This window comes from Streptomyces sp. ADMS (assembly GCF_033441795.1).
GTDB lineage: Bacteria > Actinomycetota > Actinomycetes > Streptomycetales > Streptomycetaceae > Streptomyces.
Genome location: NZ_JAVFVX010000072.1, coordinates 18,589 through 39,350, shown reverse-complemented (window position 1 = coordinate 39,350; position 20,762 = coordinate 18,589). Strand labels below are relative to the sequence as shown.

General features: G+C 69.9%; 17 protein-coding genes and 5 pseudogenes. 5 read left to right on the top strand and 17 right to left on the bottom strand.

From position 1 onward, the window contains the following. The 6 genes and pseudogenes from RB628_RS27165 to RB628_RS27140 form a co-directional block, all read right to left on the bottom strand. A pseudogene (locus RB628_RS27165) lies at positions 1-280 on the bottom strand (glucose-6-phosphate isomerase); the annotation flags it as partial. After that, a complete protein-coding gene (gene opcA, locus RB628_RS27160) occupies positions 273-1,208 on the bottom strand; it encodes a glucose-6-phosphate dehydrogenase assembly protein OpcA (RefSeq protein ID WP_318323147.1) in 936 nt (311 codons plus the stop codon). The pseudogene RB628_RS27165 and the gene opcA, both read right to left, overlap by 8 nt. Further along, positions 1,205-2,052: pseudogene (locus RB628_RS27155) on the bottom strand (hypothetical protein). The gene opcA and the pseudogene RB628_RS27155 overlap by 4 nt, the downstream one beginning before the upstream one ends. Beyond that, positions 2,049-3,197, bottom strand: coding sequence for a transaldolase (tal, locus tag RB628_RS27150; RefSeq protein WP_318323146.1), 1,149 nt, complete (start codon positions 3,195-3,197; stop codon positions 2,049-2,051). Before tal ends, RB628_RS27155 begins: the two are co-directional and overlap by 4 nt. 19 nt (positions 3,198-3,216) lie before the next feature. After that, positions 3,217-3,399, bottom strand: a complete 183-nt coding sequence (locus tag RB628_RS27145; RefSeq protein WP_318323145.1) for a transketolase-like TK C-terminal-containing protein — start codon at positions 3,397-3,399, stop codon at positions 3,217-3,219. Further along, positions 3,386-3,787, bottom strand: a pseudogene (locus RB628_RS27140) (transketolase); the annotation flags it as partial. The gene RB628_RS27145 and the pseudogene RB628_RS27140, both read right to left, overlap by 14 nt. A 145-nt stretch (positions 3,788-3,932) precedes the next feature. On the opposite strand from RB628_RS27140, the gene RB628_RS27135 reads away from it, so the two are divergent. Then, entirely contained in the window at positions 3,933-4,844 is a 912-nt protein-coding gene (locus RB628_RS27135; RefSeq protein ID WP_318323144.1) for an AraC family transcriptional regulator, read from the top strand. Between the two features lie 79 nt (positions 4,845-4,923). Here RB628_RS27135 and RB628_RS27130 read toward each other — a convergent pair whose 3' ends face one another. The 7 genes and pseudogenes from RB628_RS27130 to RB628_RS27100 form a co-directional block, all read right to left on the bottom strand. Further along, positions 4,924-6,333, bottom strand: coding sequence for a glycoside hydrolase family 16 protein (locus RB628_RS27130; protein ID WP_318323143.1), 1,410 nt, complete (start codon positions 6,331-6,333; stop codon positions 4,924-4,926). A 188-nt stretch (positions 6,334-6,521) separates the two neighbouring features. Then, positions 6,522-6,811: pseudogene (locus tag RB628_RS27125) on the bottom strand (hypothetical protein); the annotation flags it as partial. A gap of 207 nt (positions 6,812-7,018) precedes the next feature. Then, positions 7,019-7,990, bottom strand: coding sequence for an MMPL family transporter (locus tag RB628_RS27120; protein WP_412180730.1), 972 nt, complete (start codon positions 7,988-7,990; stop codon positions 7,019-7,021). Positions 7,991-8,141: 151 nt separating this feature from the next. Then, positions 8,142-8,894 (bottom strand): IclR family transcriptional regulator, encoded by a 753-nt coding sequence (locus tag RB628_RS27115; protein ID WP_318323142.1) that lies wholly within the window; start codon positions 8,892-8,894, stop codon positions 8,142-8,144. Then, the gene (locus RB628_RS27110; RefSeq protein WP_318323141.1) at positions 8,891-10,282 is read right to left on the bottom strand and encodes an alpha/beta hydrolase family protein; all 1,392 of its coding nucleotides are present in this window, start codon (positions 10,280-10,282) and stop codon (positions 8,891-8,893) included. Before RB628_RS27110 ends, RB628_RS27115 begins: the two co-directional genes overlap by 4 nt. Continuing rightward, positions 10,279-10,638, bottom strand: a pseudogene (locus RB628_RS27105) (MFS transporter); the annotation flags it as partial. The gene RB628_RS27110 and the pseudogene RB628_RS27105, both read right to left, overlap by 4 nt. A 147-nt stretch (positions 10,639-10,785) precedes the next feature. Continuing rightward, positions 10,786-11,211 carry a MarR family transcriptional regulator gene (locus RB628_RS27100; RefSeq protein ID WP_318323149.1) on the bottom strand — a complete coding sequence of 142 codons (426 nt, stop codon included), beginning with the start codon at positions 11,209-11,211 and terminating at the stop codon, positions 10,786-10,788. Positions 11,212-11,456: 245 nt separating this feature from the next. On the opposite strand from RB628_RS27100, the gene RB628_RS27095 reads away from it, so the two are divergent. The 4 genes from RB628_RS27095 to RB628_RS27080 all read left to right on the top strand — a co-directional run bounded on the left by RB628_RS27095 (position 11,457) and on the right by RB628_RS27080 (position 15,333). Next, the gene (locus tag RB628_RS27095; protein WP_318323140.1) at positions 11,457-12,374 is read left to right on the top strand and encodes an SDR family NAD(P)-dependent oxidoreductase; all 918 of its coding nucleotides are present in this window, start codon (positions 11,457-11,459) and stop codon (positions 12,372-12,374) included. Positions 12,375-12,376: 2 nt separating this feature from the next. Next, positions 12,377-13,261, top strand: coding sequence for an amidohydrolase family protein (locus RB628_RS27090; RefSeq protein WP_318323139.1), 885 nt, complete (start codon positions 12,377-12,379; stop codon positions 13,259-13,261). 61 nt (positions 13,262-13,322) lie between these two features. Then, positions 13,323-14,828, top strand: coding sequence for a long-chain fatty acid--CoA ligase (locus tag RB628_RS27085; RefSeq protein WP_318323138.1), 1,506 nt, complete (start codon positions 13,323-13,325; stop codon positions 14,826-14,828). Positions 14,829-14,877: 49 nt separating this feature from the next. Continuing rightward, entirely contained in the window at positions 14,878-15,333 is a 456-nt protein-coding gene (locus RB628_RS27080; protein ID WP_318323137.1) for a MaoC family dehydratase, read from the top strand. Here RB628_RS27080 and RB628_RS27075 read toward each other — a convergent pair. From RB628_RS27075 to RB628_RS27060, 4 genes are all read right to left on the bottom strand, one after another. After that, the gene (locus RB628_RS27075; protein ID WP_318323136.1) at positions 15,324-16,181 is read right to left on the bottom strand and encodes a PaaX family transcriptional regulator C-terminal domain-containing protein; all 858 of its coding nucleotides are present in this window, start codon (positions 16,179-16,181) and stop codon (positions 15,324-15,326) included. The two genes, RB628_RS27080 and RB628_RS27075, sit on opposite strands and share 10 nt — an antisense overlap. 31 nt (positions 16,182-16,212) lie before the next feature. Beyond that, positions 16,213-17,073 carry a hypothetical protein gene (locus RB628_RS27070; protein WP_318323135.1) on the bottom strand — a complete coding sequence of 287 codons (861 nt, stop codon included), beginning with the start codon at positions 17,071-17,073 and terminating at the stop codon, positions 16,213-16,215. A 3-nt stretch (positions 17,074-17,076) separates the two neighbouring features. Then, positions 17,077-18,774 (bottom strand): PHP domain-containing protein, encoded by a 1,698-nt coding sequence (locus RB628_RS27065; RefSeq protein WP_318323134.1) that lies wholly within the window; start codon positions 18,772-18,774, stop codon positions 17,077-17,079. A gap of 80 nt (positions 18,775-18,854) precedes the next feature. Then, positions 18,855-20,714: a LamG-like jellyroll fold domain-containing protein gene (locus tag RB628_RS27060; protein WP_318323133.1), complete on the bottom strand. Its 1,860-nt coding sequence runs from the start codon at positions 20,712-20,714 to the stop codon at positions 18,855-18,857. Positions 20,715-20,762: the final 48 nt, after the last annotated feature.

Below are 20,762 nucleotides of genomic sequence, written 5' to 3'. Positions count from 1 at the left end.
CCTCGGTGACGTTGATGCGGTCACCCCGGAACATGGCATCCCGCAGCCCGAACACATCGGTGGCGGTGGCGAGTTCCTGGAGGAGGGCGAGGGTCTCGTCCGTGATCAGGTGCTTGGAGTAGTCGATGTGCAGGTCACCGACCCGCACGACGTACCGCTCCGCGCGCCCGGGATCGGTGGCGAACAGTTCACGCAGCCGCGGCCGGTTGAGCGCACCGGCGCGGTGGTCTTCCAACGCGGTCCACTCGGGGCGCCGGGTGAGCCTGGGGGAGTCAGACATGTCGGGAGGTCTCCTTGGTGCCGGCGCCCCGCAGAGCGACGGCGTACATCTCGTCGGCGTCGAGGCGGCGCAGTTCCTCGGCGATCAACTCCGAGGTGGGGCGCACCTTCAGCGCCAGGGTGCGTGAGGGCTGGCCGGGCAGGCTGAGCGTGGCGAGCGGGCCCTCGGGGCGGTCGATGACGATCTCGCCCTTGTCGGTGCCGAGGCGGACGGCCGTGACGACGGGGCCCGCGGTGACGACGCGGTCCACCTTCACCGACAGGCGGGCGCCGAGCCAGCGGGCCAGCAGTTCGGCGCTCGGGTTCTCGGCCTCGCTCTCGACGGCCGCCGAGGTGATCTTCGTACGGGCCTGGTCGAGGGCCGCGGCGAGCATCGAGCGCCACGGGGTGAGACGCGTCCACGCCAGGTCGGTGTCGCCGGGCGCGTACGAGCGAACCCGGGCCTCCAGCGCGACGAGCGGCTGCTCGACCGCGTACATGTCGGTGATCCGGCGCTGGGCCAGCGCGCCCAGCGGGTCCTTGGCGGGCACCTCGGGGGCGTTCACCGGCCACCAGACGACGACCGGGGCGTCCGGCAGCAGCAGCGGCAGGACGACGGAGTCCGCGTGGTCGGACACCTCGCCGTACGTCCGCAGGATGACCGTCTCGCCGGTGCCGGCGTCGGCGCCCACCCGTACCTCGGCGTCGAGGTGGGACTTGGTGCGGTCGCGCGGGCTGCGGGCGTGCCGCTTGATGACGACCAGGGTGCGCGAGGGGTGCTCGTGGGAGGCCTCCTCGGACGCCTTGATCGAGTCGTAGGCGTTCTCCTCGTCCGTGACGATCACCATCGTCAGGACCATGCCCACGGCAGGGGTGCCGATGGCGCGACGCCCCTTCACCAGCGCCTTGTTGATCTTGCTTGCAGTGGTGTCGGTGAGGTCGATCTTCATGGCCTGCGCCAGCTCCGTCCGTCTCGTGCGAGCATCTCGTCGGCTTCCTTCGGGCCCCAGCTGCCCGAGGCGTACTGCGCGGGCCTGCCGTGCGTGCTCCTGTACTCCTCGATCGGGTCGAGGATCTTCCAGGACTCTTCCACTCCCTGGTGACGGGGGAACAAATTGGCGTCGCCGAGCAGGACGTCCAGGATGAGCCGTTCGTACGCCTCCGGGCTGGACTCCGTGAAGGACTCGCCGTAGGCGAAGTCCATCGTGACGTCCCGGATCTCCATCGAAGTACCCGGGACCTTGGAACCGAAGCGCACGGTCATGCCCTCGTCGGGCTGGACGCGGATGACGATCGCGTTCGCGCCGAGTTCCTCGGTGGCCGTCGAGTCGAACGGGGAGCACTCGTACCCCGGGAGGCGTCCAGCTCCTCGACGGCCGAGCGCAGCTGCTCGAACGCCGCGTCGTCGTCGAAGTCACCGGGGATGAACCGCATGCCCTCGGCGAGCTGCTGCCAGACCTCCTCGCGGAACTCCGTACGGGCGTGGTCGCGCACCGAGTCGTGGACGATCCGCGCGAAGTCCTCGTCCTCCCAGTCCCGGCGGGCGAACCCGACGAGTGAGAAGCCCGGCGGGAGCAGGCCGCGGTTGGCCAGGTCGTAGACGGCGGGCATCAGCTTCTTGCGGGACAGGTCACCGGTCACACCGAAGATGACCAGCCCGGACGGGCCCGCGATCAGGGGGAGCCGGCGGTCGCCGGGGTCGCGCAGCGGGTTGTCCCAGTCCCCTCCGGGCTCCGGAGGGGAGAGGGGAAGCGCCTCGGTGGTGGCCGGCGGCAGCGTCGGTTCCTCGCTCATTCCCCGTCAACTCCCTTGCCACCCAGCGACTTGGTGACCGCTTCCAGCAGGTCGTTCCAGGCGGTCTCGAACTTCGCGACGCCCTCGTCCTCCAGCAGCTTCACGACCTCGTCGTACGAGATCCCGAGCCCCTCCACGGCCGCGAGATCGGCGCGGGCCCGGGCGTAGCCGCCGCTCACCGCGTCGCCGTGGATGTCACCGTGGTCGGCGGTCGCGTTGAGCGTGGCCTCCGGCATCGTGTTGACGGTGCCGGGCGCGACCAGCTCGTCGACGTACAGGGTGTCCTTGTACGAGGGGTCCTTGACGCCGGTCGAGGCCCACAGCGGACGCTGTTTGTTGGCGCGGGCGCCGCCCAGGGCGGTCCAGCGGTCGCCGTCGAAGATCGCCTGGTACGCCTGGTACGCGAGCCGCGCGTTGGCCAGCGCCGCCCTGCCCTTGAGGGCGAGGGCCTCGTCCGTGCCCAGCACCGTCAGACGCTTGTCGATCTCGGAGTCGACGCGGGAGACGAAGAAGGATGCGACGGAGTGGATCGAGGCCAGGTCGATGCCCGCGGCCCGCGCCTTCTCCAGGCCGGCCAGATAGGCGGCCATGACCTCGCGGTAGCGCTCCAGCGAGAAGATCAGCGTGACGTTGACGCTGATTCCGAGGCCGATGACCTCGGTGATCGCAGGCAGGCCCGCCTCCGTCGCCGGAATCTTGATCATCACGTTGGGCCGGTCGACCAGCCAGGCCAGTTGCCTGGCCTCGGCGATCGTCGCCGCCGTGTGGTGGGCGAGGCGCGGGTCGACCTCGATCGAGACACGGCCGTCCCGGCCCGCCGTGGTGTCGTACACCGGACGCAGGATGTCGGCGGCGGCGCGCACGTCGGCGGTCGTCATCATCCGTACGGCCTCGTCGACCGTGACGCCGCGCACGGCCAGGTCGGCGAGCTGCTCCTCGTACCCCTCGCCGGAGCCGATCGCGGACTGGAAGATCGACGGGTTGGTGGTCACGCCGACCACGTGGTGCGTGTCGATGAGCTCGGCGAGGTTGCCAGAGACGATGCGCTTTCGGGAGAGGTCGTCCAGCCAGATCGAGACGCCCTCGTCGGAGAGCCGCTTGAGTGTTCCCGCGGTGGGGGTCGCTTCGGTGGTCATTAGGATCATCTTCCTTCTGGCGTTCGGATCAGTCGCGGGTGGCGGCCAAGGATTCCCGGGCAGCCTGGGCGACGTTCTCGGCGGTGAGGCCGTACTCGGCGAACAGGGTCCTGGCGTCGGCGGAGGCGCCGAACTGTTCGAGGGAGACGATGCGTCCTGCGTCACCGACGTGGCGGTACCAGGTCAGACCGATGCCCGCCTCGACCGCCACGCGCGCCTTCACCGACGGCGGAAGAACGCTCGCCCGGTACTCGGCCGTACTCGGGGTGCCCAGGCGTCTTCGAACCGTGCGTCCGGAACGCCTTCAGGTCTTCCAGCTCCAGCTCGTACCCGGACAGGAACAGCTGGGTGCAGAGGGTCAGTGAGGTGTGGCCGGGAGCGAGGACAAAGCGGTCACGGCCCGTCCACTCGGGATCCGCGGGGTCGTGCCGCATCACCTTCTGAAAGATCGTGTACGCGGCGGGGGCCAGGCTCGTCGCGGTGCCGGGGTGGCCGTTGCCGACCTTCCGCACGGCATCGGCCGCGAGTATGCGGGCCGTGTCGACGGCACGCCGGTCGAGATCGGTCCACTGGAGGCTGTCGGATGTGTGCGTACTCATCTTCGGGAAATCCTCGACAGAGGGGGACTGGGTGCTCGGACGCGTTCAAACCTAAAAGTCTGACTTTTACGGGGCCAGGTGCCTGTGTGTCACCCTTTGGTGAAAATGGGACACGGTCGCGGGGTCGAGGCGGCACGAGAAGGACATGGCGGACAGAACCATCCAAGACACCATCCAAGATGCCATCCAGGACGGCGACGGCATCAGGACGTTTCCCTTCCCGGTCGATCAGAGCACCCTGGGGGTGGGCGTGCAGGTCGGCCCGATGTCACCCGACCGCACCTGGCACGACGACCCCCCGCTGGACCGCGTCCACCGCATCGACTTCCACGTCGTGATGCTGTTCGACGCCGGCCCGGTCACCCACATGATCGACTTCGCCGAGTGCGAGGCGACTGGGGGCGACCTGCTGTGGATCCGCCCGGGTCAGGTCCACCGCTTCTCACGCACCAGCGAGTACCGCGGCACCGTCCTCACCATGCAACCCGGTTTTCTGCCCCGGGCCACGGTCGAGGCGACCGGCCTCTACCGCTACGACCTGCCCCCGCTGCTGCGCCCGGAGGCGCCCCAACTCGCGGGCCTGCGGGCGGCCCTGGCCCAGCTGGGCCGCGAGTACGAGGACACGGCCACCCTCCCGATCGGACTGCACACCTCGGTGCTGCGGCACTCCCTCACCGCGTTCCTGCTGCGCCTGTCCCACCTCGCGACGAGTTCGGCGGAGGCGGTGCGAGGCCGGTCCGACACCACGTTCACCCTCTTCAGGGACGCGGTGGAGAAGGGCTTCGCCACCAGTCACAGCGTCAGCGCGTATGCCGACGCACTCGGTTACTCCCGGCGCACCATCGTCCGCGCGGTGCGTGCCGCGACCGGTGAGACGCCCAAGGGCTTCATCGACAAGCGGGTGGTCCTGGAGGCCAAGCGTCTTCTGGCGCACACCTCTCTGCCGATCGGCCGCGTCGGCGTGGCCGTCGGCTTTCCCGACGCGGCGAACTTCTCCAAGTTCTTCCAGCTGCACACGGCGACCACGCCGGTGGCCTTCCGGGCGGAGCTGCGCTGAGGGGAAGAACGAGGAGGGGCGGACCTGTGGGTCCGCCCCTCGGTGAAAGCGCGTGCACGCTGCTGCGGCGTTGACTGCCTCAGCGGCCGAAGTTGAACCAGTTCACATTCACGAACTCCTGCGCCTGGCCGCTGGTGAAGGTCAGGTAGACGTCATGGGTGCCGGTGACCGAGCTCATGTTCACCTGGAGCGTACGCCAGCTCTGCCAGCCGCCGGTGTTGCCCACCTCGAAGCGGCCGATCGGTGTGCTCGAACGGCTGTCGAGGCGCACCTCGACCAGTCCGCTCACGCCCGAGCCCGCGCCGCTCGCGACCCTGCCGACGAACTGGGTGGCCGCCGTGGAGCCGAAGTTGACGCCTTGGTAGAGCGCCCAGTCGCCGTTGGCGAGCGAGCCGATGTTCTGACCGCCGCCGGTGTCGGTGGTGGTCTCCGTGCTGGTGCCCGACTGGCTGTTGTACGACTCGGCCTGGATGGCGCTGTACGCGTCCCGGGCCCCGGTCGGCGGGGGCGTGGTCGTCCCGCCGCCGGTGGTCGACTGGAGCACCTGAACGTAGTCGACGACCATCGGGCGCCCCGAGACGGTGTTCGCGTCCGGGCCGCCGCCGAACGCCGCCGGGAAGGCGCCGCCCATCGCCACGTTCAGGATGATGAAGAAGCCGTGGTTCGTGGCGTTCGCCCACGTCGTCGCGTCGACCTGGTTGGCGGTCACCGTGTGGTAGTTGGTGCCGTCGACATAGAAGCGGATCGCCTCCGGGCTCACCGAGCGGTCCCACTCCATGCTGTATGTGTGGAAGCCGGCCTGACACGTGGTGCCGGCGCAGGTGGTGGTGCCGCCCAGGCCGGTCGTCTCGTTGCAGGGACCGCCCGGGCTGGTGCCGCAGTGCAGGGTGCCCCAGATGGTGTTGAGGCCCTGGGTGTTCTCCATGATGTCCAGCTCACCCACGCTCGGCCAGTTCTGGTAGTTGCCCCGGTAGGGCGCCCCGAGCATCCAGAACGCGGGCCAGTAGCCGAGAGCGGACGCGCCGGTGACGTTCGGCACCTGGAGACGGGCCTGGACGCGCAGCCTGCCGCCCGCCGGGGGCTGGAAGTCGGTGCGGTTGGTCTCGATACGGCCCGAGGTCCAGTTGCCGGCGGAGTCCCGCAGCGGGGTGATGCGGAGGTTTCCGCTGCCGTCGAGCGAGACGTTGTTCGTGCTGTTGGTCATCGTCTCGATCTCGCCGGTGCCCCAGTTGGCGGGACCGCCGGGATATGAAGTGCCGGTCGCGTACTGCCAGTTGGCGGTGTTGACGCCGGTTCCGGCGGTTCCGTTGAAGTCGTCGACGAACACCTGCGTCCAGCCGGTCGGCGGCGTCGGCGCGTCCGCCTGTGCCACCGACACGGCGGCTGCCGCGAGGCTGAGGACGGCGCCGACGGCGACGAGCACGCGCCGGAGGGGGCCGCGTCCGACAGGTGGGCCTGCAGTGAGCGAAGTGCCTGAAGTGTCCCTCATGGGTGCCTCTTCGGGTACGGGGGCGGGGTGCGCGGGTGCCTTCGAGAGGACTTGAGAGCGCTCTCAAAGTGGGCCCAATGTGCTCCCGGTCGCTCTGGCCGTCAAGAGGTGAAACCCAGAATTTCCTTCCGTCACAGGTGAGTTCACCCGATGAAGGCATGAATGTGATAGCGAGCGCTCCCTGTGTGTCAGAGGGCGCTGCCCCCCTTCCGGTCCGCCCAGGACATGTTCCAGCCATTGAGCCCGTTGGCCGGGTCCACCGTCACCTCGCCCGAGTTCTCGACGATCACCACATCCCCGAGCGTGGAGCTGTCGTAGAACTTGTAGCCCGGTACGGAGGTGTCGTCGGCACCCTTCGCGTCGTGCAGTCCCACGCAGCCGTGACTGGTGTTGCTGCTGCCGAACACGAGATAGAGGCCCAGTAGTTGCCGTGCACGAAGGTGCCGGAGGTGGTCAGGCGCTGGGCGTGCGGGACGTCGGCGCTGACCGTCCTGCTCGGACGGGTTCGATATATGCGGAACGCCCACGGCACGCCTTTCTGCAATGACCAGGAAGTGATCGATGATGCGCGTGCATCGTGAGCTTTCCGTATGGGTTTGTTCTTTGAAAGGGCGCCCACCGTCTGAGATTCCGGTAAGGACGGCTGTGGGGCGGCCCCTCCAGGGACCGCCCCACTCCTCAAGGGTCAGGCGTTGGCCGGCACCCGGGACTCCGCCGACGCCTCCTCGTGCAGCCCGAAGCGCTCGTGCACGCGCCGCAGCGGCGACGGCGCCCACCAGGCCCGGCGTCCCAGCAGCGCCATGGTCGCCGGGACCAGCAGCATCCGTACGATCGTGGCGTCGATCAGCACGGCCAGGGTCAGACCGAGGCCGATCTGGAGGATGGGCGCGAAGCCGCCCGTCATGAACGCGCCGAAGACGACGGCGAGCAGCAGGGCGGCGCAGGTGACCACCCGGCCGGAGCGGCGCAGACCCGTCACCACGGCCTCGCGGTCGTCGCCGCTCAGCAGCCGGGCCTCGCGCATCCGGGCCAGGATGAACAGCTCGTAGTCCATGGCCAGACCGAACGCGATCGCGATGATCAGCGACGGCGCGGTCAGGCTGAGCGAGCCCAGTTCCTCGGAGCCGAGGAGACCGGCCAGATGCCCGTCCTGGAACACCCAGACCACCACTCCGAGGGCGGCACCCAGGCTGAGCAGGGTCGTGGCGATGGTCCGCAGCGGGATCAGAACCGACCCGGTGAAGGCGAACAGCAGGACGAAGATGCCGATCAGGACGGTGGCGGCGGCCCAGGGCGCCCGGTCGGCGAGCATCTCCCGGAAGTCGACCAGCTGGGCGGCGGGGCCGGCGACCTGGACGGGTTGGTCACCGCGTGCGTCCCTGATCCGCTGGACGAGATCGGTCGCGGCCTTCCCGTCGGCGCTGCCGCCCGGCTGGAGTTCGAGCACGGTCGTTCCGCCGGGCAGCGTACGGGCCTGGGTGGTCGGCGAGAGGGCGCTGATCCGGTCGGCGGTCGCCGGGTCGGCGTCCGGCTTCAGGGCGACGGTGATGGGCGTGACCCCGGTACCGGGCGTTAAGTGCGCTTGTACGGTGTCCTGCAACTGCCGTGCCTCGCTGCTGGTCGGAAGCTGGGTGGCGTCCCCGAGGTTGATCTTCATTCGGTCGCGGGCAGCGCGAGGACGAGCAGCACGGGTACGACCGCCACGAGCACGGCGACCGGACGGCGGGCGGCGAACGTGGCGAGCCGGGCGAAGAACCTGTGGCTGGTCGCGCAGTTCCCCGCGCCCCTGAGGGCGGGGCCGCGCCCTCTCAGGGCTGAGCCGGCTGCCAGCCCAGCGCACGCGAGATACCCCGCGCCGCCAGCCGCACCGCGGGCACCAACACCGGTACCTGGGCGTCCGCCTGGGGCACCACGACCGACACCGCGGCGACCACCGCACCGCCCGGTCCGCGCACCGGCGCCGCCACCGACAGGGCGTCGTCGGTGACCTGACGGCTGCTCACCGCGACGCCCGTGCGCCGGACTTCGGCGAGGACACGGCGCAGCCGGGCCGGGTCGGTGATGGTGTGCGGGGTGAAAGCGGTCAACGAGCCCTCGCAGTAATCCTGTTGGAGTGCCGGGTCGCCGTGTGCGAGCAGGGCGAGGCCGACGCCCGTGGCATGCAGCGGCCAGCGGGCACCGACCCGGATGTGAACCCCGACCGCCGAACGGCCCGACAACCACTCGATGTAGACGACCTCGCCGCCGTCCCGTACCGCCAACTGCACGTTCTCGTGCGTCGCTTCGTACAGGTCCTCCAGATACGGCAGCGCGATCTGCCGCAGCGCCAGCCCGCGCGGGGCGAGCGCCGCGACCTCCCACAGCCTGAGGCCGACGTGGTAGACGCCGGACTCGTCCCGCTCCAGGGCACCCCAGTCGGTGAGGGCGCCCACGAGGCGGTGCGTGGTGGTGAGGGTCAGCCCGGCCCGCCGGCTGATGTCCGTGAGGGACAGCGCGGGGTGCTCGTGGTCGAAGGCGCTGAGCACGGACAGCAGCCGGTCGGGCGCGGAGCGGGTGGTCATGGGCGGGCAGCTCCCGGAGGCGTCGAGGTGTGGGTCCGGGCCACGTCGTACGGGCGCGGGTACTCCGTCGGTCGGTAGGTGACGTAACGCGCTTCCGTCGCCGGATCCTCCTGCTCCGCACGGGAGTTGAGGACGGCCGCCGAGGTGTCCCAGCGGCCCGTGTCGAGACGGTGCTCCAGTGTGCGCACGGCGGCGACCGTCTCCCCGGTGGTGAACGTGCAGTGCCCGGGACCGTCGACATAGGCCTGGCGCAGCAGCGCGCCCGAGCCGCCCGCGGTCGCCGCCCGCCGGTAGGCGCTCTCCGCCTGTACGGGGATCAGCGCGTCGCCGGTGGTGTGGATGTTCAGCTGCGGGTCGGCGAGCCGGCCCGTGAACGCGCTGGTACGGCTCATCCACGCCGTGGCCTTGGCGTCCGCACTGATCCGGGGGGCGCTGTTCAGCGCCTTCAGGTCCTTGCGCAACGAGAGTCCCGCCTCCTTGTAGAGCTCGGTCACCTCCTTGTATACCGAGGACCGGTGCAGCATCCGGGTGTAGTCGACGCCCGTGTTCCAGGACGGGTTGCCGCCGGCGCGGGTCTCCGCCTCCTGGCGCCAGCTGAACGCGGGATACAGGATCAGGCCGGTGACCGCCGCGTACTGGTTGGCCTGCTGGGTGTCCCAGTCGGTGGGCCCGGGGACGGGCTGCGAGGGATCGTTGTGGCCGGGGATGTTGTGCAGCGCGGCGGCGAGCGCGATTCTCGCCCGGCCTTCCGGTGTCTGCTGGGCCTCGGTGACCTTCGCGGAGAGCACGCCGGCGGCAGACCGGGCGGCGGCCTGGTCGGCGAATCCGGTGAGCCGGATGTCCGAGTCCGGGGCGAGCAGCGTGCGCAGGGCGAAGACCGGGTCGAGGGTGCTGTTCCAGTTGGCGACCCCGCCCTGCACCAGACCGCAGATCGACAGCGAGCCGTCGAAGCGGTCGGCGTGCCGCTCGGCCAGGGCGGTCGTCACGAAGCCGCCGTACGACTGGCCCCAGGCGATCGTCCGCCGGGCCTCGCCGAACCGCTCGGTGAACAGGTCGAGCGTGGCCAGCTGGTCCGGCACGGCGTCGGTGACGGCCCACCCGTTCGTCGCGTACGACGACCCGATCAGCGCGTACCCGGCGTCGAGCAGCCGCTGCCGCACGTCCGGGCTCGGTGCGTCCTGGGCCGGGTTGGGAGCTCCGACGGGGCTGTAGCCGTGGCTGAACAGCATCACCGTCCCGTTCCAGTTGGCGGGCATGTCCATCAAGTAGGCGGCCCCAGAGGGGAGTTGCCCTTCCACGCGTTCGGCGGGGGTGGTGGCGGCCTGGGCGGACAGTACGGGGGTGGCGAGCAGCGCCGCCGCGAGGAGGACGAGGATGCGGGAGTTCACGGGCGGATCCCTTCGGGAGTGGGGGTTTCCTGGGAGAGAGCGGGGGAGCCGAGCGAGTCGGTGTGCGTCTCGGGCATCCGCCGGACGGTGAGCGCGGTGATCACCGCGCCGCCGCGCAGCAGCAGCGAGACGGGCGTACTGCCGCCGCCGTTCGAGGCGAGCAGGCTGCCCGCGATCAGCGGCGAGAACCCGGCGCCGACCAGTGTCGCCGCCTGGTCGCCGAGCGAGGCGCCCGGGTAGCGCACGCGGGTGCCGGACACCTCGGAGAACAGGGGGCCCAGCGGCCCGTACATCGTGGACTGGGCGTTGCCGTGGCCGAGGACGAGGACGAGGGCGGGGATCAGCGGTCCGGGCGCCGCGAAGGGCCGGGGGGCGAGCGGGATCGCTGCACGGGGAGCTCCCTGATGCCGATGCCGTGGGGGGACGTCACCGGTGCGGGGGCCGTACCGGTGCCCGGGTGAAGGTAGGCACCTGTCAGGCAGCAGTCAATAACTTGCACAACATCAGTTGAGTCCGTCCTCCGCGAGCCGCTGGAGCAGTGTGTGCAGAGCCTCCCGGTCGGCCGCGTCGAGCGGGTCCAGCAGTTCGTTGGTCACGCGCTGGCCGGCCTCGTCGGTGTCCCGGAGGAAGGCGCGGCCGTTTCCGGTCAGCGCGACGATCCGGCTGCGGCGGTCGTCGGGGGCGGGGCGGCGTTCGGCGAAGCCGAGCTTCTCCAGGTCGTCCACCAGGCCGACGATCGCGGATGGGTCGTAGCCGAGCTGTGCGCTCAGCTCGCGCTGGAGGGTGCCCTCGGCGGTGCTCAGGAAGCGCAGTACCGCGTAGTGGCGCAGGCGCAGGCCCGACTCCTGGAGGAAGGCGTTGAAGAGCTGTCCGGAGCGCAGGCCGAGGCGGTAGAGCAGGTAGCCGGTGTCCGCGTGCAGCCCGCGCATCCACGGCTCGTGCGCGTCGATCGAGGCGGGGTTCTGGAGAGGCTGCTGTCGGGCGATGGCGGGCTCCCTGGCCGAGGCCCCGGGCGGGGCGGTCTTCGTGTCCTGATCAGTGTGCTGATCCGTGTACTGATTCCAGCATGACTCAGACACCTGATGGCAACAACTATTGACGTCAACAATTATTGCTCTTAGCTTCGATCTCCAAGCAGTCGTCTTGAGCCGTTGTCTTGTGAAGGGACCCCCTCGTGCCCAGCATCGATCTGACCGGCAAGGTCGCCGTCGTCACCGGCAGTGGCCGTGGCCTCGGCCTCGCCTACGCGCACGCTCTCGCCGCCGCCGGCGCCTCCGTGGTCGTCAACGACGTCGACGAGAGCGTGGCCGAGCAGGCCGTGAAGTCCATCACCGCGGCCGGCGGCACCGCCGTGGCCGAGGTGGTCCCGGTCGGCACGACCGAGGCCGCCGAGCGGCTCGTGAACCGCGCTGTCGAGGAGTTCGGGCGGCTCGACATCCTGGTCACCAACGCGGGCATCCTGCGCGACAAGGTGCTGTGGAAGATGACCGACGACGACTTCGACGCGGTGATCACCACCCACCTCAAGGGCACCTTCACCTGCGCCCGCGCCGCCGCCGTACGCATGCGCGAGCAGGGCGAGGGCGGCACGCTGATCCTGGTCGGCTCCCCGGCCGGCCAGCGCGGCAACTTCGGGCAGACCAACTACGCCGCCGCCAAGGCCGGCATCGCCGCCTTCGCCCGTACGTGGTCGATGGAGCTGGGCCGGGCGAACATCACCGTCAACGCGATCGTGCCCGTGGCCGCCACCGCCATGACCGAGACGATCCCCGCCTTCGCCCCGTACGTCGAGGCGCTGAAGAACGGCGAGCCGTTCCCGGCCTTCCTGCGCAAGGGCGAGGGCTTCGGCACCCCCGAGGACTGCGCCGCCCTCGTCCCGTTCCTCGCCTCCGAGGCCGCCCGGGGCATCACCGGCCAGGCCATCGGCATCGGCGGTGACAAGGTGGCACTCTGGTCGCATCCGCAGGAGATCAGGGCGGCCTACGCCGACGGGGGCTGGACCCCCGAGACCCTGGCCGACGCCTGGGCCACCTCGGTCGGCGCCGAACTCCAGTCGGTGGGCATCCCCGCCCCCAAGTTCCCGGAGGCGTAACCATGGCGAACATCGACGTCGAGGAACTCGTCGCGATCGACGTCCACACCCACGCCGAGATCTCCTCCAAGGGCACCTCGTCCCTGGACGACGACCTCCACGACGCCTCGTCGGCCTACTTCAAGGTCGAGGGCAAGCGGAAGCCGACCCTGGAGGAGACCGCCGCGTACTACCGCGAACGGAAGATGGCCGCCGTCATCTTCACGGTGGACGCCGAGTCCGCGACCGGCACGGAGCCCGTCCCGAACGAGGAGGTCGCCGAGGCCGCCGCGGCCAATCCGGACGTGCTGATCCCCTTCGCCTCCATCGACCCCTTCCGGGGCCGGGCGGGCGTCAAACAGGCCCGCCGCCTGGTCGAGGAGTACGGGGTCAGGGGCTTCAAGTTCCATCCCAGCATCCAGGGCTTCTTCCCCAACGACCGCTCGGTCGCGTACGAGCTGTACGAGGTGATCGAGGAGACCGGCACGATCGCGCTCTTCCACACCGGCCAGACGGGTATCGGCGCGGGAGTCCCCGGCGGCGGCGGGATCAGGCTCAAGTACTCGAATCCGCTGCACGTCGACGACGTGTCCGCGGACTTTCCGCATATGAAGATCATCCTGGCGCATCCGTCGTTCCCCTGGCAGGACGAGGCGCTCGCCGTCGCCACGCACAAGCCGGGTGTGCACATCGACCTGTCCGGCTGGTCACCGAAGTACTTCCCGCCGCAGCTGGTGCAGTACGCCAACACGCTGCTCAAGGACAAGGTCCTCTTCGGCTCGGACTACCCGGTGCTCACCCCGGACCGCTGGCTCGCCGACTTCGAGAAGCTGCCGATCAAGGACGAGGTCAGGCCGAAGATCCTCAAGGAGAACGCGGCCCGGCTGCTCGGGCTCACGAAGTCCTGACTCCGCAGCGCGTATCCGTATCCCGCAGCTCATGTCTCGTAACTCGTAGAGGGGCGCAACGATGCGCAACGAGGGACTGGGGTCTTGGCCCGCCCGCCGGGCCCGAAAGACCCCCCAACGCACCGCCCTGATCCACGGCGACACCACGATCACCTACGCACAGTTGTACGATCGCACCACACGCCTCGCGCACGCCCTGCGCGACCGGGGCGTGCGCCGCGGCGACCGGATCGCCTATCTGGGTCCGAACCACCCCTCCTACCTGGAGACACTGTTCGCGGCGGGCACGCTCGGCGCGGTCTTCGTACCGCTCAACACCCGCCTCGCCGGGCCGGAGATCGCCTACCAGCTCGCCGACTCCGGCACCAGGGCCCTCGTCTACGGACCCTCGCACGCCGGCCTGGTCGCCGGACTGCCCGGCAACACGGACGTGCGTGCCTACGTCGAGGTCGGCGCCGAGTACGAGGAGGCGCTCGCCGGTGCCTCCGGCGAGCCGGTCGACGCGCCGGTCACCGCCGACGACACCTGCATCATCATGTACACCTCGGGCACGACCGGCCGCCCCAAGGGCGCCATGCTCACGCACGGCAACCTGACCTGGAACGCCGTCAACGTGCTCGTCGACCAGGACGTCATCACCGACGAACGCGCCCTGGTCTCCGCCCCGTTGTTCCACACGGCCGGGCTGAACATGCTCACCCTGCCCGTGCTGCTCAAGGGCGGCACATGTGTCCTGGTCGAGGCATTCACGGCGGACGAGACCTTCGACCTGATCGAACAGCACCGGATCAGCTTCATGTTCGGGGTGCCGACGATGTTCGACCAGGTGGCCAGACATCCGCGCTGGGCCGACGCCGACCTGTCGTCGCTGCGGATGCTCTCCTGCGGCGGCTCACCGGTGCCGACCCCGCTCATCGCCAGATTCCAGGAGCGCGGACTCACCTTCCTCCAGGGCTACGGCATGACCGAGGCCTCACCCGGGACCCTGTTCCTGGACGCCGAACACGCGATCAGCAAGGCCGGTTCGGCGGGCGTGCCGCACTTCTTCAGTGATGTGCGGGTGGTACGGCCGGACCTGACGCCGGCCGATGTCGGCGAGACCGGCGAGATCGTGGTCCGCGGGCCACATGTCATGCCCGGGTACTGGGGCCTGCCCGAGGAGACGGCCGCCTCCTTCACGGACGGCTGGTTCCGCAGCGGGGACGCCGCCCGGACCGACGAGGACGGGTACGTCTTCATCGTCGACCGCATCAAGGACATGATCATCTCGGGTGGGGAGAACATCTACCCCGCCGAGATCGAGGATCTGCTCCTGGCCCACCCCGACATCGTGGAGTGCGCGGTCATCGGCGTCGCCGACGAGAAGTGGGGCGAGGTGCCGCGCGCGGTCGTGGTGCCCCGCGAGGGTGCGGACCTGGACGAGGACGAGGTGCTCGCCTCGCTGTCCGGGCGGCTCGCCAAGTACAAGATCCCGAAGTCGGTCGTCATCGCGGGCGAACTTCCGCGCACCGCCTCCGGAAAGCTGCTCAAGGCCCGGGTGCGCAGGGCCTTCGGCGCGGGCTCGTAGCTCGCCGCACCGCCAACTTCCAGCTCGACTCCCAGTTAAGGAACGCGATATGAGCATCACCGTCAACGGCATCGACGAACTCAAGAAGCTCGCCGGCAGCGACCTGGGCACCAGTGAGTGGATCGAGGTCACCCAGGAACGCATCAACACCTTCGCCGACGCAACCGGCGACCACCAGTGGATCCACGTGGACCCGGAGAAGGCCGCCGAGGGCCCCTTCGGTGCCCCGATCGCCCACGGTTACCTCACCCTCTCCCTCTTCATCCCGCTCTTCACCGAGCTGCTGGACGTCCAGGGCGTCACCACGAAGGTCAACTACGGCCTCAACAAGGTGCGTTTCCCCTCGCCGGTGAAGGTCGGCTCGAAGATCCGCCTGATCGGCAGGCTGGCAGACGTCGAGGAGGTGCCGGGCGGGGTGCAGATCACCGTCGACGGCACGATCGAGATCGAGGGCGCGCCGAAGCCGGCGGCGGTGCTCCAGAGCCTGTCCCGTTTCTACGTCTGATCCGTCTGATCCGTCTGATCCGTCTGATCCTCGCGCACGGGCACGAGGTCGAGAAGGCGTTTTGAGGCGTCCTGGGCGAGCGGTGTGAGCCGTTCGTACACCGTCCGGAACGTCTTCTCGGCCTGTTCCGCCGGCCAGTCCTCCGGGAGATGGCTGACCGGGAGGCGCGGATCGCCGCGGATGATTCCCAGCCACTCGGCCTGGAGGACGAGGCGCAGCGAGAGGGCGTCGTCCGCCGCCGGCAGCTCGGTCTCCCAGGGCTGCCACCGCCGTACGAACGCCCCGTACCGTGTGGCCAGTTCGGACAGTTCCCAGGTCTCCTCGATCATCGCGCCGATGTCCATGCCCGCGTCCGCGTGTGCCCGGAACACCTTCACATGGGCGGAGAGGCCGAGTTCGTTGACCAGGGCGGAGACGTCGACCTCGCCCGGTGCGATCCACAGGCCGTTGAACAGCGGGCCGAAGCCGCTCCACGTCAACTGCGAGCGAAGGTCGTGGCGTTGGCGCTGCCAGGACTCCGGGAGGGAGAAACCGAGCAGGGTCCAGGAGCCGTCCCAGTGCCGGTTGACGGCGCCGCTCTGCCAGATGCGCCGCTCACCGTCCCCCAGCACCGCCGCCGAACGCCCGGTCAGCCCGAAGTACATCCGGCGGCCCTCGCGCTGGCGGCGCAGCAGACCGCGGCTCACCATCCGGGTCAGTGTCGAGCGGGTCGCCTGCTCTCCGATGCCCGCCCGCGCGAACACGTCGATGACGCTGCCCGAGTACACACAGACGTCGCGCCCGAGCACCTGATCGCCCAGGAACGTCAGCATCAGGGACTGCGGCCGCAGCGACTCCTCGGTGGTCACGCGGCCACGGTACGCCCCGGCGATCGGTTCGTCAGCCCGTGACCTGCTGATACGAGTAGACGGTGGTCGCCAGTGCGCAGATGCCCGGCTGGATCACCTGGGCGCGCAGGGTGCCGCTGTTCACGTCGTAGTCGACGCCCTCCGCCTCGTACGCCGTCCCCGTACAGGTGCTGCGCTGGGGGAGGGCGAACAGGCTCGTGACGTGGCCCGTGACCGGCTTGCCGTCCACCGCGCGTTCCAGGTCGACCTGGAGCAGCGGGCGGATCTCCGGGAACCGGGTGCCCGAGTCGTCGTCCGAGGCGCACAGCAATCGGGTCGCGGTGACGAAGTCGCAGCCCTGGATGTTGCGGACGGTCCTGTCCAGGGTGATCTGCCCGGCCTCCGCCAGCGCGCCGCCCGTGGCGGGGGTGGACGCGTTGAGGAGCGGGGCCGGGAAGACCTGGAGGCGGGTCTGGTCGCCCCACTCGCCCGAGACCAGCCACTGGCCGTCGGGCGAGACGGTGGCGAAGGAGTTGTTCAGCTTCTCGCCGGAGTTGAGCTGGTGCACGTACTGGTAGCGCTGACCCGCCGGGGTGGTGACCGCGAACATCTTGGACGTGGCCGTGTCCGGACCCTGGTAGGCGTCGAACACGTACCCGTTCGCGATGTCCGGGTCACCGATGTGGTTCCAGCCGGCGACACGCAGGTCCAGCGGGATGGAGGTGAGGCCCCGGTACAGGAGCGTGCCGTCCGCGCGGGAGGCCAGCCCCTGACCGCTGCCGAGGGAGTCGACCTGGGCCGAGCCGGTCTCCGTCCACTGTGCGTCGGCGGCGGACGCCGTCCCACCGCTGCCGAGCACGAGCGCCCCGGCCAGGACCAATAACGCGCTGAGGGACAGAAATTGACGCTTCATCAGTCAACCACCTACGACGTCGACGAACACCGGGTTGGAATAGAACCACGTATCGGCCCACGGGTCACCGTTTCCGGGCTCGTGCGCGATCGGTCCGTGCGGGTCGACGGAGGCACCGAGATAACCGGCGCCGTGCCGGTTGCCGTCGCTGCCTCGCAGCCGGACGTAGAACGACTCGTCGCCCGCGGTCAGCGGCACGCGCAGGGTGTACGTCCCCGTGCGCCCCGTCACGTCCTTCGACTTCACGACCTTCGTGTCCGGCGCCTTCCAGGTGTCCCGGTCGGCGGCCGGGCCGCGCACCGCGCCCCGGATCACGTCCACATGCGCCAACTCGGGCAGGATTCCCTGGGGGTTGAGACGGGAGGCGCTGGTCACCGTGATGTTGAGCGTGAGCTTCTCACCCCTGCGGACCCGGAGCCGGCCGCCCAGCGTGACCCCCCGGCCGAACTCGCAGTCACGCGTCAGCCGTACGTCGAGCCCGTCCAGCAGATGGCCGTGGTCCAGCCAGATCCGGCCCGCGCGCATGCCCGCCATCACCTCGCGGTAGCCGTAGCGCGTGACGCCCACGTGGGTGCGGCTGAACTGGCCGGGCCAGAAGTCGCTGCCGGGTTGCGGAGTGTCGGTGTTCACGGGGTCGGGCAGCCTGCCGGTGTTGTCGAAGTTCCGCCCGGCCGGCCAGTCGCCGTTCTTCCAGGTGTCGAAGACGATCCGGTGCGCGTCGGAGTTGGTGGTGATCGAGAACAGGCTGCCTTCTGCCAGCATCGAGTCCCACAGACCGCCGACCGTCGCGGTCGCCCAGTCGAAGCCGCCGTACGTCAGATACCCGTCGGCCGGATAGCCTTGCCAGGACTGTCCCGAGGGCTTGTTCTCGTACTCGCCGCGGATCGAGGTGGCCCCGCGCCAGCCGGGGATGGCCGCGCCCTGGGCGCCGGGCGCGCCCTCCATGCCGATCATGATCCCGGGGTCCCCCTCCTTCCCGCCACCCCGCCCTGCGTCCCGCCAGTTGCGCATCTCGTGCGGGGAGTCGATGCCCAGGCGCATCGGGTGGTTGGCGAGGACCAGCACGTCGTCGACGTAACCGGTGCGGCGCTGCTCGGCCAGCCACTGGATCGCCTTGACGGCGTGCGCCTCGTTGCGGGCGGTGTCCGCGGCGGCGGCCGAGCCTTCGGTGTAGTTGAGCAGCTTGCCGTCGAAGGCGCTCTCGAACCTGGTGAGCAGGTCGACCTCGTGCGGGCCGGGCGGCGAGAAGACCGTGCAGTGCTCGGCGGCCGGGATGTACCACTCCAGGCCCTGGAAGATCAGCTGACGCGGGTTCTCGGCCCGCGCCTTGAGGATCTCGGCGTGCTCCAGCGGGGCGCCGTACTGGGCGTGCCCGAAGTTGGAGTGCTCGGTGAACACCATCCAGTCGAGGCCGAACTTCTCGCCGGCCGCCGCCAGTTGGGAGAACGTGTACTTCGCGTCGTGGCTGTACACGGTGTGGATGTGATGGTCGCCGACGAGGTAGGCGAGGCGGGGGTCGCTGCCACCGAGCCGTCGCGGGCCGGCGGCAGCGGCGGCGGGCGTCGCCAGTGACGCGGCGGCGAAGGCGGCGCCGAACAGGCCCGCCCGGTTCAGGAGTTGACGCCGGGAGACGCCCTGGGCGTCGAGTCCGGCGGGGGAGACGGCGGGGTCGGCCCAGGCAGGCAGCTGCTGCTCTGTCATGGTCTGTGGGTCCCTTGCGATCTGGTGGGATCTGGAGAGGTGTGGAGTCCACGAGGCTTGGCGGAGCCTGACGGTGTGTGTCAGTGGTTCATGAACGCGCTGACGTGCAGCGCTCGTTCGACGATCCGTACGTCGCCGAGGCGGGCGTGCAGGATCTGGTCGATGTTCCCCGCGTACTCGTAGCCGCCCAGCAGCCACGGCAGCCCGACCGAGGTGATGCCGGTCGAGGTCGCCTTCGGGTTGCGGACGACCGGGCAGCCCTGGACGTACAGCGTGGTGTGCGTGCCGTCGTTGACGACCGCGAGGTGCCACCAGGTGTCCAGCGGCGTCTCCTGGCCCCAGTTGGTGGCGATGCCCTGCTGGTTGAGGGGCCGCATGGCCCACTGCGGCTCGCGGTCGTTGGAGAGGGACAGGGTGGCGAGTGGCTCGTCCGGGTCGTCGCCGGTCTTGCCCGCGGCACCGCCCGTACCGGTACGGCTGACCACTCCGGCCCAGGCGTGGTGCGAGGGGTCCCAGTCGGCGGGCAGCCGGTAGAACGCCTCAATGGTGTAACCGGCCCTGAAAGTCGCCGAGTTGATGGGCGCGCCGTCGACCGTGCGCAGATAGGCGCCCTTCAGCGGCGACTTGAAGCCGTTGAAGTCCAGGCTGCCGTGCCCGGGCTGGTCCGGGTGATGGTCGCTCGACCAGTTCAGCGTGCCGCCCCCGACCGACACCAGGGTGAGATCGTTGCCGTGGCCCGACCGGTCGCGGACCGTGCCGGTGAGGGCGGCCCCGTCCGGCTGCCCGTCGAAGCGCCAGTAGGCCACCGTGCCAGGGATCACCATCTTCGACGCGGGGCGGGCGGGACGCGCGGGCACCGGGGCGAACCCGGCGAAGCGCTCCACGAAGTCGATGCCGACGGAGAACCGGTCGGCGTCGCCGCTGAGTTCGATCTCCTGCCGCTCCAGCTCGTTGAGCCCCTTCGCGGCCCGGCCCAGGATCCACGGGGAGACCGTCTCCACGTCGATTGTGTCGCGGTCGAGGTCGAAACGGTAGAGGCGGATCATCGCCGCGCCGCCGAAGTAACGATTCTGATAGTTCGTCAGATGCAGCTCGACCTCATGTCCCGCCGCGTTCTTGCGCGTCGCGCGCCCGGCGGGCCAGTAGTGCCCGTTGAGGGTGAGGAAGATCTGGTCGTGGTCGGCGATCAGCCGGTCCCACAGCTGCTGCCCGTACGCCGACAGGGAGTCGTCCTCGGCGACCAGTTCGTGCGTCGTGAGGATCACCGGCAGTGCCGGGTGCTTCGCGAGGACGTCCTTGGCCCACGCGTACCCCTGGTCCGACAGCCGCCAGTCCAGCGCGAGGACCAGCCACTCCCGCCCGGCCGCCCGGAACACATGGAAGGTGTTGTAGCCGTCGGCAGACGCCCCGCCGAAGGTCCGCTTCCCCTGGAAGCGCTCCGGCCCGAACACGTCGAGGTACGGGGACGCGCCGCGCTGGTCGGTGGTGGACGACTTCACGTCGTGGTTGCCCGCGACGACGCTGTAGCCGACGCCCCGCCGGTCCAGCAGCCGGAACGCCTCGCCGATCGCGGCGATCTCCGGCGCGGCGCCGTTCTGGGTGAGGTCGCCCAGGTGGGACAGGAACACGATGTTCTCGTCCCGCCCGTGCTCCAGCAGATAGCGCAGGGACGCCTCGACGGGCGCCTTGTCGATGCTCGGCCCGTCGAAGAGGTACTGGGTGTCGGGCATCACGGCGAGCGTGAACCGGCGGCTCTCGGTGTCGGGCCGCCCTGACGAACGCGCCGCGTCCGTCAGGGCCTCGGCGGCCGTCGGAAGGGTGACGGACGTGGTGGCCGCCGCCCCGATCAGCGCGGTCGCCCGCAGGAAGGTACGCCGTCCGGCGCCCGCCTGGGGTGCTTCGGGGGCAGGATCGTGCCCGGACTCGTGCGAGGTGCACACAACTAACTCCGTAAGAGGTTCCGTGAGGTGAGAGGAGATGTGCGGGGG

Bases quoted from the DNA above. Each gene is read 5' to 3' on its own strand.
- RB628_RS27130 (WP_318323143.1), bottom strand. From the start codon at position 6,333: ATGAGGGACACTTCAGGCACTTCGCTCACTGCAGGCCCACCTGTCGGA.
- RB628_RS27100 (WP_318323149.1), bottom strand. From the start codon at position 11,211: ATGCGCGGGCTGCACGCGGACACCGGCTACCTGCTCTACCGCCTCGGC.
- RB628_RS27085 (WP_318323138.1), top strand. From the start codon at position 13,323: ATGCGCAACGAGGGACTGGGGTCTTGGCCCGCCCGCCGGGCCCGAAAG.
- RB628_RS27070 (WP_318323135.1), bottom strand. From the start codon at position 17,073: ATGAAGCGTCAATTTCTGTCCCTCAGCGCGTTATTGGTCCTGGCCGGG.
- tal (WP_318323146.1), bottom strand. From the start codon at position 3,197: ATGATCCTAATGACCACCGAAGCGACCCCCACCGCGGGAACACTCAAG.
- opcA (WP_318323147.1), bottom strand. From the start codon at position 1,208: ATGAAGATCGACCTCACCGACACCACTGCAAGCAAGATCAACAAGGCG.
- RB628_RS27065 (WP_318323134.1), bottom strand. From the start codon at position 18,774: ATGACAGAGCAGCAGCTGCCTGCCTGGGCCGACCCCGCCGTCTCCCCC.
- RB628_RS27080 (WP_318323137.1), top strand. From the start codon at position 14,878: ATGAGCATCACCGTCAACGGCATCGACGAACTCAAGAAGCTCGCCGGC.
- RB628_RS27090 (WP_318323139.1), top strand. From the start codon at position 12,377: ATGGCGAACATCGACGTCGAGGAACTCGTCGCGATCGACGTCCACACC.
- RB628_RS27135 (WP_318323144.1), top strand. From the start codon at position 3,933: ATGGCGGACAGAACCATCCAAGACACCATCCAAGATGCCATCCAGGAC.
- RB628_RS27115 (WP_318323142.1), bottom strand. From the start codon at position 8,894: ATGACCACCCGCTCCGCGCCCGACCGGCTGCTGTCCGTGCTCAGCGCC.
- RB628_RS27120 (WP_412180730.1), bottom strand. From the start codon at position 7,990: ATGAAGATCAACCTCGGGGACGCCACCCAGCTTCCGACCAGCAGCGAG.